The organism is Limnochordia bacterium (assembly GCA_023230925.1).
Lineage (GTDB): Bacteria > Bacillota > Limnochordia > DUMW01 > DUMW01 > JALNWK01.
In genome coordinates this window covers 1-12,038 of record JALNWK010000068.1, presented here as the reverse complement: position 1 = coordinate 12,038, position 12,038 = coordinate 1, and the positions used below count along the sequence as shown (strand labels likewise).

Genomic DNA, 12,038 nt, shown 5'->3' with positions numbered 1-12,038 from the left:
TTTATCTCCTACTTGGAGATCGAGCCTCTCGTTCCCTTCTTTTACCTCTACCTCATCACTAGGGATCCGCGTATCTCTCTTACTAAGAACACCTAGCAAGACCCGTAAACTTCTTACTCATACAAATGCAAGTTGCCCATTCCGTCGTTAGGCGAGAGAATTCAGGCGAAAGCTACGGTTCTTGGATGCGCAGACCGCTTGAAGGTAGAACAGAATCTCTTACAACTAGTTCCACCGGAAGGCATAGCTTTCCCCAGGGTGCCTCCTTGTTTTCTACTAAGCTCAACAGAACCCTAACAGCAGTCTGTCCCATTTCCTTTTTGGGGATGTTGACGGTGGTGAGTGGTGGCGTGGTTTTCGTTCCCTCCAGGAGGTTATCAATACCGATAATGCTTACGTCTTGGGGTACTTTAACCCCCATATTTGCAGCCACGTCCAAGGCATTAAAGGCTACTTTATCACTAATGCAGAGGATGGCATCGGGCCGATGGGGTAAGGAAAGAAGATACTCAGTCTCAAGGCAGCCCTTGTGAGAACCATGGGAGCGCTTCTCACAGATATACTCAGGCCGAATAGCATAGCCTGAATCCGTTAAGGCAGCTAAGTAACCATAGAATCTTTCTTTTAGGGGCTTGTACTTATCGCTTCCCTTAATGATTGCAATGTTTTGCTTGCCACATTTAATGAGATGCTCGGTAGCCAGGTAACCGGCGTGAAAGTTATCAGCGACAACGCAGACCAGATTCTCCTCGCAGGCCGAAAGGTAGTTGTCTACTATTACCGCAGGAAACCCCAGATGGATTATATCATGGACTAAAGAATCAACTAGATCACCGCCACCGAGGATGATCATCCCATTAGGCTGTAGTTGCCTTAGGTTGTCTGGCACCGCGAAGCTACCATTGACTTTAGGAACGGTAACAAGAAGCATACCGTACCCAACATTCCGGGCCTCTTCTTCCATGCCAGCCACAATCTGGCTGCAGAAAGGATCCGAGTATAGTGGGATGGGTAGTTCTTCGATTATCAACGCAAAAACTTTGGACCGATCCTCTGTAGAGGATCGGTTCACTGGGGTATAGCCCAGTTTGCGGGCAATAGATAGCACCGATTCCCGGGTAGCGGTTGATATGTTGCCCTTTTCATTGAGTACCAGGGATACTGTTGCTGTAGAAACACCAGCCAATTGGGCAATATCCGAGATGGTAGGTTTCTTGTGTAGGCTGTTTCTTCGCACGTGACTCCACTCCAACTAAGGTATCTTAAGTTAACATTTAGTATTAGTTCTGCTTATAATCAAACATTCCTTCTTAACGATGAGAAAACGCAAGGGGTGTGCCGAAAAAGTGCTCCCTAAAGAGGATAGGGAGCACCATAAGCAACAAGATTAATCAAAGTAGTTAGTTGCCACTCAAAATGGAGTTAATCAAATCATGCATTTGTAGTGCCACGTTACTTACTGAGTCTTCACCTCGCCAGATAATACCAAGATACTCTCGAACCACACCATCTACTTCCGGGTATTGTACAGGTGAAGGCACGGTCGTGGCGTAGTCCAATGCCTCGTAGAATGCGATGGCGTTTTTAGGAGGTATATTGGGAGCTAGCTCATAGAAGCCAACGGACTTGCGTGGGGGAAAGGCCCCTATATCCATGTTTTGCGCTTGCATCTCATCCCGTATCGCCTTACCCGTAAGAAACTTCAGTACCTTCCAGGCTGCTTCTCTATCCTTTGTGTTAACGGATATTCCGTATCCTGCGCCTCCCAAGGCAGTGCCGCGGTTTTTGTTGCATGCGGGCATATGTTGAATATCGTAGTCGGTCCAATTGAGGTTTCTGTAAATCCCCATGGGTCCATGGCCTGCTAACCACATGGCACATTTGTTGTGTTCTGGAAGGTAGTCCCACTGGATGCTAATCGGAGGCATGCTTCCTTCCTCGAGCATTCCTTGAATAAACTCAAGCGCGTTTATGGTCTCCGGCCTGCTCATGCGGGATGCGGTCCAGGTTTCATCAAGTATCGCCCCACCAAAAGTGTTAATCCAAGGCCCGATTTCCCAAGGGTTCCATCCAAAGGCACCGTACCCGTATTCATCGTTGGTGCCATCTCCGTCTATGTCACAGCTGAGTTTCCGTGCGCAGCTTTGAAACTGTGCTATCTCCCAGTCCGAATCGGGATAATCAATGGCGGCTTGCTCAAACATTGCAGTATTGTAGTACATGATGCATAGATTCCATTCGGAGGGGATGTAGAATTGATTTCCTTTGAAGTTAAACATCGCCATTACGGATGGATGAATATCTTCATATAGGTCTTCGGCGAATTCAGGTTCAGCCGCAATAAGGTCATTTAGAGGCAGTAACAGCCCATGGTTGACTAGCACTTTAGCCTCCTCGATTACAGCACATACCACATCGTAGGGTATTCCGGCCAATGCCCTGTTAATTACTTTCCCCGAGTTCCAACCAATGTTTTCTATGACTCCGATCTCAATGTTGTTTTCTGCTGCCCATTGCCTCAAAGTCGGTTCCAAGTTCTCAACACTGATTCCGATAATGCCTACATCAAGTGGTGCACCGTGGACCACAAAGGTCAAGCAGGTGCAAAACGACAGTAATAAGACCAAGTACAGTAGTTTGGATTTACTCATGGGTGACCTCTCCCCCTCCGGGTTTTAGTAAGAGATTAACTAAATAGTTATTTCGGCGGTTATTAAGTATAATCCTGCTTGCTGCTTTCTTTTTATTGTAGTTAAAATGCTATCAGTGGGTTGAGTTGTCACTGACAAAGGGTATATATGAATGCTCATATACAATGTCGTAAACGCAATCTCGAGAACTAGGTAGCCTCGGGAAAAGGATGTGCTCCGAAGACTAAGTTAGTAAAACTAGATGTTTTACTTTAGTGAATCAACGGTCCGGATTGAGTGCTAGGTTACTGTGGGGGGTCCTCTTACTAGGGATTGATTAATCGCCTCACAACTCTAAACGGAGAATTGGGAAGCTTGTCCTTTGATGTAGGTCCCGATGCACCTTGGAACTTTTGACTTGCATTACAACTCATACTCTGCATCAATTAGCAGTTGCCGGACGTCTCTAACCGTCAAACCCCGATTCTGTTCTGTATTGGACTGTTCGTCTCTCGGGTTAGCCCCAATCTCCGCATATAGTTGGTTTACGCCACAGATTAAGCTCATGGGAGTAGTCTCATGAGCATTCATGGCTCGGTGGGGTCTTGTGACTATTCTTGCCACTGCTGCAATCTTACACAATTCAACCGCAGAGATCTGGCCTCTGCCATACAAGGAAGTTCCACTTACCGGTATTCTGCGCATAACCGCCATGACTCCCACGTTATAGTCCCTTGCTCTTAGTATTTCGTCGGCGATTTCCGCATAGCTGTGTTCAGGACCAATTGGCTCTACACAATAATACAGCTCTAACCCTGCTGCTTTGATCGCTTCCAAAGTCCTAATCCTAGCTGCTGGTTGGGCTTGAGTATCAATCCCTTCTCGCAAACGATGTATGTGATAGGCTCCGGTAAATCCGGCCTCTTTCAGTTGCACCGCAGTAAAGTAGTCAAAGTCTCCGATGTTGGCAACAAGCCGTAGGGAATTAGGCAGGATCTCCCTGACTTGCTCTGCTATGCCGATCAGTCTACCTACTGGGTAATCTGCCGTTGTCATTAGAAACAGGTCGTCAATTCCCTGATCAATTAGGGCTTTTGCTTCAGATAATAAGGTAGTGGTATCCTTTCTCCATGTGCTTTCCATGGCATAATGATCTTTACCCATGGAGCAGAACCTGCAGTTTACGGAACAGGGTTCAGCGTTTAGCCCGATTTGCGCAAAAACATAGGCCCTATTCTCAAACTCACAACGGGTCAGCTCATTGGCTAAGGAGATCAAATCATAGAAGTCGCTGGAATTGTGTCCTACCTGCAAAATGGATATAGTATCGTCTTTACTCAGTAGTGCCCCTGTCCGGGCAGCCGCAAGAATCTGTTTAACAGCCATTTTGCCTTTCTCCTTCCTCGGTCTGTAGTCTCGGATTACACTTGGATTTACCATGTAGGGAATATATATTGGTTCGTAGTCTAGATGCTCCCCATGGAAGACAGAGAGCACCAAAGGACATTAAACTGATTACCACAGTTAGTTGCCACTTAGGATAGAGTTAATCAGATCATGCATTTGTAGTGCTACGTTGCGTGCCGAATCTTCACTGCGCCAGATGATCCCCAGGTAATCTCAAAGAACACCGTCTATTTTGGGATACTGCACAGGTGAAGGCACGGTTATAGCATAGTCCAGTGCCTCGATAAATGCGGCAGCATTCCGCGGAGGTATATTGGGATCTAGCTCATGGAAACCAGCGGAACTGCGCACAGAAAAAGCATTTGCATCGCTCTGCCTGTAAGAAACTTCAGTGCTTTCCAGGCTGCTTCCTTATCCTTTGTATTCGCCGCGATACCGTACCCGGCCCCGCCCAACATAGTAGCTCGTTGCCTGTATGTAGGAATGTGTTGAACATCGTAGTCGGACCAATTGAGGTTTCTGTAAATCTCCAGCGGCCAACGCCTGCCAACCACATGGCACACTTGTTGTGTTCCGGAAGATAGTCCCATTGGATGCTAATCGGAGGTATACTCTCCTCCTCAAACCGCCCCTGGATAAACTCCAGTGCTTCTATGGTTTCAGGCATGTTCATCCGAGACTCGGACCAGGTTTCATCAAGCATTTCACCACCGAAACTATGGATCCAGGGACCTATTTGCCAGGGGTTCCATCCACAGGCACGATATCCGTACTGATCGTTGATGGCATCTCCATCGATATCACGGCTGAGTTCCCTTGCGTAGCTGCGGAACTGGGCCATTTCCCTTGTCGGAATCCGGGAAGTTTAGGGCGGCCTGTTCAAGCATGGCCGTAGGTACATAGATTCCATTCGCAAGGCATGTAGTACTGCTTTCCATCGAAATCGAACATGGCCAGCAGGGAAGGATGAATATCGTCATATAGATCCGCGGCGAATTTGGGTTCAGCTGCGATTAGATCATCAAGGGGAAGCAAAAGTCCTTGATTGCGCAACACATCAGCTTCTTCAATCACGGCGCATACAACATCATATGGTATTCCAGCGATCGCCCTATTAATTACCTTTTCCGAGTTCCAACCGACATACTCCACAACCCCGATTTCAATATCATTTTCCGCCGCCCATTCTTTCAAAATTGGTTCTAGCTGTTCAACACTCGTCCCTACGATGCCAACATATCAAGTGGCGCAGCTTGCACAACGTGGGTAAAACAGGTACACAATAGTAGTGATAGGACTAGGTGTAGCATTTTGCTTCTGCTCATGGGTGATGTCTCTCCTTTGCTTAATCATTGATTAGCCTAGACGCTTCACATATTATGCCCATACTAGTTCGCTCACTCACTTAGGTTGATATGATTACCCGAGTATACAGTGTGAGAGCCTCGGAACCCATGGTGTATAGCTCAACAACAGGACCAAGGTAATAGTTTTACTAAAACGTAACTTCGGCATCTGTTGACCGTTCTCCTGCCATTAGGGTGAAAATAAGCAGACGACGGGTATGTTTCCGGTCAGAAAGAGGCTTGACTCTACTATGATATGTGAATAGATGAGCATGTATGTTATCACTATAATGTAGGCAAGTTTCGCTTAAATGACTCAGTCTAGTCTTGGGGCAGATCCTGTCAGAAACCCAGAAGGAGACTGCCCTGGAGATGTCGAAGTAATAATTAAGTCAAAAAGGGAGACCGGTTTTACTAAACATGCTTTCTGGATTGGTGTTGACTGCTAAGGTGAGGAGTCCAGTGGCTCGGAGAATTCTGGCGGATGCTGCTGTCATCAGCGTGATCTGCCAAACATCAATCAATGGAGGGGTGTAGAGCGATGTTGACCTATGGTTGGAGAGTAATACTCTATCTTCTTTGCGTACTGGCGTTGTTGCAGGTGGTGGGGGAAGAAATTGTCGCGGCAGGGGATGCGGCGCCCTGGTTGGACGGGTTGGAGGTTCTGTCTCCGCCACCGGGTAGCATTGATGGATACTCATATCCGATAGCCTCACCCCGTACATATACCGGGCCAAATCTAGAGCACGTACTGATGCCTATTGGTGGTATCGGCACCGGGACCATTTGGCTAGATGGGCAGGGTAGGCTAGCTGTGTGGCAGATATTCAATAACCTAAATGAGACTTCTATTCCCGATAGTTTCTTTGCGATCAGGGTCAAGGGTCAAGCAGACCCGCAAGTACGGATTTTGCAGACCGAAGCGCCGCATAAGCTTCTTTTACCCATGGACTCCCTAGTCTATGAGGGCGGATATCCCATTGCGCGACTCGGTTTTGAAGATAGGCAACTGCCGGTGGACATAACCTTAGAGGCCTTTAATCCCATGATTCCCCTCGACTCCCCTAATTCGTCGCTGCCCGTTGCCGTGTTTCGTTTTTCGGTTACCAATCGAGAGGATTATCCCGTTGAAGTATCTTTACTTGGCTCACTTCACAATGCCATCGGTGCCGGTGGACAGATGGGTATTTTCGGTACCCTGCATCGTGCCTATGGGAACAATGTTAATTCAGTGCAGAGGCTACCTAGCGGAACTGTGATCTCTATGGATCGGATCATGCGGGAATCTGGACCGATGAAGACTCAGGATCTTTGGGGCAACGATGTCAACAACAGACATCTTTACTGGCAAAGGGAGCTTGGTGACCCCCTTGCTTTGGGTACTGATGCGGGGCTGTTCTATGATATCGTAGAACGCCAAACCGAAGAAGAAGGAGTGGCTCTAGTTGGCTATGCGCAGTCAAGTTTCTGGGATGAATTGCAGAAAGCACGGGATGGTGAGGGTAGGTGGAACATCGTTTTATTTGAGGACTTTGAAAAAGAGACCTATGAGCAGTGGTCAGTGTTTGGCAATGCCTTTGGAACTGGTCCCCAAGCAGGTACCGCTACCGGACAACAACCTGTTACAGGCTATCGGGGTCGCCGATTAGTAAACAGCTTCAATCCTAACGATGGGCCCCAAGGTCGTCTGGTATCTGATGAGTTTATCATTGGGCATCGGTACATAAACTTCCTGATTGGTGGTGGGCAGGATCCAACGCGCCTCTGTGTCAATTTGCTTGTGGAAGGAGACGTTGTTAGGACTGCGACTGGCAAAAACCAGGAGGCACTGGAGCCATGTGTATGGGAAGTCTCAGAGTTTGCTGGGATGAAAGGGCAATTAGAGATTGTCGATCTGTCATCCGGAGGATGGGGACACATAAATGTAGATGATATCTACTTCACCGATTTTCGTGCCATACCGGAGGCCAAGAAGGCCTTCATTGATTTTGCCCCAAGGCTTTCCTTGGAGTTTTCGGAAACGGAGCAAGTAAACCTGGAAAGACCAGTGCCTGTTTACATTACCGAGAAGGGCAAGGAGTGGATACCAAAGGTTCCTGACGATTGGAAAGTAACGGAGTACTGTCGGTTGAAGGATCTTAGATTAGAAACGGTGGAGGTGCTAGCCCAAACAGCGGAGGGCGAACCGATACTGATCCTGTGTCCCGTTGGGCCATGGAAGGCATTATTTGGTCTTGCCGATGGATTACCATGGAGCTGGGTGGAGCAACTGCTAATTGCCGGGGCCGGGCTATTTCCTGCGAGTAAGTATGAACTGGTGAGCGGGGCGCCGGAGTACGGGACTTTATGCTTAAGTGTGGATAGTGAGGCTATAGGCAGCGCGGTATGGACGAATTATGCGACGATATTAGAGGAATTCACTGAGCAAGGCTATGTGCTTGGTCCTGAGTATTCTGGGCCAAGTCCAAAGGGCCAGACGTTTAACGGTGTATTGTCCGTTCCCTTCGAGCTTGAGCCCCAACAAAGTCGCACGGTGACCTTTGCCATCAGCTGGAATTTCCCTAATGTTGAGCGTTTCGGACATCCAGGTAACCTGTATAGGCTACGCTTTCCTGATGCTACATCAGTAGCTTCCTACGTACACGAGAATATGGCTTCGTTGTGGGGATGGACCAAATTATATCACGATACCCTATACCAATCGAATTTGCCACCGAGCCTACTTGATGCCTGGACATCGCAAAGCGTAATCTTTCGTGGGCCTACTGCCTTCTGGTCCCAAGATGGCTACTTTGGGATGTTTGAGGGTAGTTATGGTAGTTGTCCACTTAACTGCACCCATGTACTAAACTACGCGCAGACCCACGCCCGTTTGTTTCCTGATGTCGGTAGGAATCTACGGCAAAGTGATTTTTACTACATGCATCCGGAGGGTTGGGTCAGAATGCGCCAACATGAACCAAGTCAGGTTGCAGTAGATGGTCAGTGTGCCGCTATTACCGCGGCTTACCGGGAACACCTAACCAGCGAGAATAGTAGTTTCTTAGAGGGGATCTGGCCAAAGGTCAAACTGGCCATGAATTGGTTAATTGAAAACTATGACCAGGATCGGGATGGCTCCTTAAATGGTTTGCAGTGGAACACATACGATGTTTCCATCTCAGGGGCAAGTACCTTTCTCGGGTCACAGTACCTAACTGCCCTAGCTGCCGCTGGAAGCATGGCGCACATCATGGGCGAGGTGGACTTAGCTAAGGAGTACCACTGCTTGTTCGAGAGGGGAAGTCAAAACCAGAGTAAGCAACTTTTTAACGGTGAGTACTTCATGCAAAGACCAGAAGCGATTCCCGGACGGGACTATAATACAGGTTGCCATAGTGATCAACTGCTCGGACAATGGTGGGCCCACATGCTCGACCTTGGTTACTTATATCCTGTGGACCAGGTTAAATCTGCATTAGATGCCATCTACCGGTACAACTTCAAGGATAGTCTCCATAATATCCGGCAATGGCCCAGGCCCTACGTTTTAGATCACGAACCGGGCTTGCTCAATTGCACTTGGCCCCACAAAGGTCGTCCCGTATCATTTGTTGAGTATGCCGATGAAGTGTGGACCGGGATCGAGTACGCGGTTGCCGGACTCATGATCTGGGAAGGCATGATTGAAGAAGGAGTAGCAATTGTTGATGCTGTCCGTAGCCGGTATGATGGTACGCTTAAGGTGGGCCTTAATTCAGGACCCGGTGGAAATCCCTTTAATGAATTAGAATGTGGGAAATTCTACGCCAGGGCCCTAAGTTCCGGTGGGCTCCTTTTGGCAGCCCAAGGATTTGTGGTGGATGGCCCTGCGGGGCTACTCGGATTTAGGCCACGCTGGCAACCGGAGGACCATCGTTCGTTTTACATTACCGGTACAGCGTGGGGCCTTTTCGCCCAGACTCGTGGTACCCACGAGCAACTCAACGTCATTGATGTTCGGTACGGTAAACTTAGCCTTAGAGAATTACAGTTTGCCATACCTTTCGGAGAGATACTACTAGACTCCACCCTTTTGATAGACGGGGTTTTGGTAGACCACCACAGCCGACAGGAGGAAACAGTAGTAACCCTTTTGCTGCCTGGTTTTTATCAAGCCTGCTCGAGGATAGAAGTAGAATTGACATACTCACCAGAAAGTGCCTTGTGACTAGGACGAATCAGTTCTGGGTATGATACTCAGAACTGGACAATATGTAAAGCAATCATTTCCCTCTAAGGATTGACGCTAAAACCAAAAACCGGCAAGGTCTTCTTTAAGATAGAAGTCCTTTGCCGGTTACCTTTTGTGGCACTGTGTCTCGGATAGCCCTCGTCACTTTTTCAATTACCAATGTTCAGGTAGTGAGGTCTTCCATGGGTCATGGAGTTTTTGAAGTATAAGTATCGCTTAACCTATCCCTGTTTCCGCTATCCGGAACCTCTGTGCAAAGTCATGCTAGGGTGTCCAAAGATGGACTTTTTGACAGGAGAACGGACGGAATAATTAAGTAGCTATTGGCTTATTATGAGATCAAAACACTGCTTGGGGCGTAAAACCTGAAAAACACAGCTAGGTAAAACCCCATAACTTTAGTGGCTACCATCCAAGGTATCAATTCCTATGGAAGTCTTTTAGTTTATGCAGTCAGTATATTCACTGAAGGTGGGTAAGGGGGCTGCTGAAGGGATGAATGAGCGATGGTTCTGCCTGTGGAGTGTCCTATTGTTCGTATCATTTGTTCTAGCTTGATGCATTGAGTCTACTGAACAAATCGATGCCCTAAGTAACATTAAGGCCATAGCTGCGGGAGCCCAACACATTATCGTGCTTAAGGAAGACGGTAGCGTGTGGGCTTGGGAAAGGATTGTCCACCAGGTGTGGCATTTCAGTCATATCGAGGCGATCTTTGCGGGGAAATATCATAGTTTAGTTTTGGACCACAATGATATCGCGTGGTCCTCGGGAAGTAATTCCTTTGGTCAGTTGGAAAACGGTACAATAAATAATGGCCATAGTACCGACTGTGTTGTGGGGCTGGAGAACGTGGTAGCCAATTGCTGCGGGGGGATTATCTAGGTAGGTCCCCATGCTGAATAATCGGAAACGGGCCGTAAAGCCCCTGTTTTGGCGATGGCGGGGGCTTGCTGTACAGTCTAAGTGAAGAGGTAAGAAGTGCCCGAATTAGGGTTGAGACCTAACCGGCAAGGTGTGAATACCTTACCGGTTAGGGCCTTAGCGGAAACTGCGGTGAAACACTAATTTTCTACTAGTATGCTGTTGATCAAATCGTGCATTTGGGCTGCCACGTTCGGGGCGGAGTCCTCACTACGCCAGATAATTCCAAGGTAATCCCAAAAGATCTGATCGATTTGTGGATATTGGGGTGGTGATGGTACGGTGGTCGCATAGTCCAAGGCCTCCATGAATGCGATGGCGTTTTTGGGCGGAACATTGGGATCCAGTTCGTAGAATCCTGCAGAACGACGGGCCGCAAAGGCCATGGCATCAGCGTCTTCACCGTAAAGCTTCAATTCCATCTCTTTACCAGTGATGAATTTGAGTACCTCCCAGGCGGCTTCCTTATCCTTTGTGTTGGCGGAGATACCGTAACCGGCCCCACCCAAGGCAGTGCCGCGCCCTCGATAGCTTGGCGCGTGTTGTATATCGAAGTCGGTCCAGTTCAGATCACGGTAGATTCTAAGGGGAGTTCTTCCCGTAACCCACATAGCGCATTTGTCGTGCTCAGGCAAATAGTCCCACTGGGTAACAACCGGGGCCATACTTCCTTCCTCCAGCATTCCTTGGATAAACTCGAGGGCTTCAATGGTCTCGGGCATGTTCATTCGAGACTCGGTCCATTTCTCATTGAGCATTTGTCCGCCGAAACCGTGGATCCAAAGCCCCATATGCCACGGATTCCAAGAAAAGGCACCATGACCGTACTCATCATTGACTCCATCACCGTCAAGATCAACAGAGAGCTTTCTGGCATAGTTCCTGAACTCTACAAAGTCCCAATCGGCAGGGGGATAGGCTAAAGAGCTTTGCTGAACCATCGCAGTGTTGATATACATCAGACACAGATTCCATTCGCAAGGAATGTAATACTGTTTACCATCGAAGTTAAACATGTCCAGCAAGGCGGGGTGAATATCCTCATAGAGGTCTTCAGCAAAGTCAGGATCAGTTGCGATTAGACTATCTAGGGGCAGCAACAGTCCTTGGCTCCGTAGCACGTCCGCTTCCTCAATTACAGCGCAGACTACATCATAGGGAATTCCGGCCAGTGCTCTGTTGATCACCTTCTCGGAGTTCCAACCAATGTACTCAACAACTCCTATCTCAATACCTTTCTCTGCGGCCCATTCCCTCAGCAATGGTTCCAAACGTTCAACACTAGTTCCAACAATGCCAACGTCGATGGGTGCACCTTGTGCGACAGACACGAAAGAACTGCAAAACAGTAGGAAAGCAAGGAACAATACTGTGCTTTTGTTCACTGTTCTGTGACCAGGGCCCCGTCAAAGTCAACGAAAATATCGATATGAAGGGGAATTGAAAAAAGGGCTGGTAATCCGCTCAAATAACCTTTATAATTGAAAGCGAAAACAAAGTCAAAGGAGAGAGCAGACA

At 48.1% G+C, this 12,038-nt stretch carries 8 protein-coding genes; 2 read left to right on the top strand and 6 right to left on the bottom strand.

Features of this window, described 5'->3' with window-relative positions; all coding sequences use genetic code 11:
- Nucleotides 1–172: 172 nt before the first annotated feature.
- The 5 genes from M0Q40_11500 to M0Q40_11480 form a co-directional block, all read right to left on the bottom strand.
- On the bottom strand, nt 173–1,237 hold the full coding sequence (locus M0Q40_11500; GenBank protein MCK9223222.1) for a LacI family transcriptional regulator: 1,065 nt from the start codon (nt 1,235–1,237) through the stop codon (nt 173–175).
- 163 nt (nt 1,238–1,400) lie between these two features.
- On the bottom strand, nt 1,401–2,651 hold the full coding sequence (locus tag M0Q40_11495; GenBank protein MCK9223221.1) for an extracellular solute-binding protein: 1,251 nt from the start codon (nt 2,649–2,651) through the stop codon (nt 1,401–1,403).
- A 402-nt stretch (nt 2,652–3,053) separates the two neighbouring features.
- Entirely contained in the window at nt 3,054–4,016 is a 963-nt protein-coding gene (locus M0Q40_11490) for a radical SAM protein (GenBank protein MCK9223220.1), read from the bottom strand.
- Nucleotides 4,017–4,425: 409 nt separating this feature from the next.
- The gene (locus M0Q40_11485) at nt 4,426–4,878 is read right to left on the bottom strand and encodes a hypothetical protein (protein ID MCK9223219.1); all 453 of its coding nucleotides are present in this window, start codon (nt 4,876–4,878) and stop codon (nt 4,426–4,428) included.
- A 38-nt stretch (nt 4,879–4,916) separates the two neighbouring features.
- The gene (locus tag M0Q40_11480; GenBank protein ID MCK9223218.1) at nt 4,917–5,231 is read right to left on the bottom strand and encodes an extracellular solute-binding protein; all 315 of its coding nucleotides are present in this window, start codon (nt 5,229–5,231) and stop codon (nt 4,917–4,919) included.
- A gap of 693 nt (nt 5,232–5,924) precedes the next feature.
- Between M0Q40_11480 and M0Q40_11475 the strand changes: the two genes are divergently transcribed.
- Nucleotides 5,925–9,572: a non-lysosomal glucosylceramidase gene (locus M0Q40_11475; protein ID MCK9223217.1), complete on the top strand. Its 3,648-nt coding sequence runs from the start codon at nt 5,925–5,927 to the stop codon at nt 9,570–9,572.
- 657 nt (nt 9,573–10,229) lie between these two features.
- A complete protein-coding gene (locus M0Q40_11470) occupies nt 10,230–10,481 on the top strand; it encodes a hypothetical protein (protein MCK9223216.1) in 252 nt (83 codons plus the stop codon).
- Nucleotides 10,482–10,660: 179 nt separating this feature from the next.
- Here M0Q40_11470 and M0Q40_11465 read toward each other — a convergent pair whose 3' ends face one another.
- Complete coding sequence (locus M0Q40_11465; protein ID MCK9223215.1) at nt 10,661–11,851, bottom strand: extracellular solute-binding protein; 1,191 nt, start codon at nt 11,849–11,851, stop codon at nt 10,661–10,663.
- Nucleotides 11,852–12,038 lie beyond the last annotated feature (187 nt).

Excerpts from the sequence above, each read along its gene's own strand:
- M0Q40_11490 (MCK9223220.1), bottom strand. The coding sequence starts at position 4,016 with ATGGCTGTTAAACAGATTCTTGCGGCTGCCCGGACAGGGGCACTACTG.
- M0Q40_11485 (MCK9223219.1), bottom strand. The coding sequence starts at position 4,878 with ATGGCCCAGTTCCGCAGCTACGCAAGGGAACTCAGCCGTGATATCGAT.
- M0Q40_11495 (MCK9223221.1), bottom strand. The coding sequence starts at position 2,651 with ATGAGTAAATCCAAACTACTGTACTTGGTCTTATTACTGTCGTTTTGC.
- M0Q40_11475 (MCK9223217.1), top strand. The coding sequence starts at position 5,925 with ATGTTGACCTATGGTTGGAGAGTAATACTCTATCTTCTTTGCGTACTG.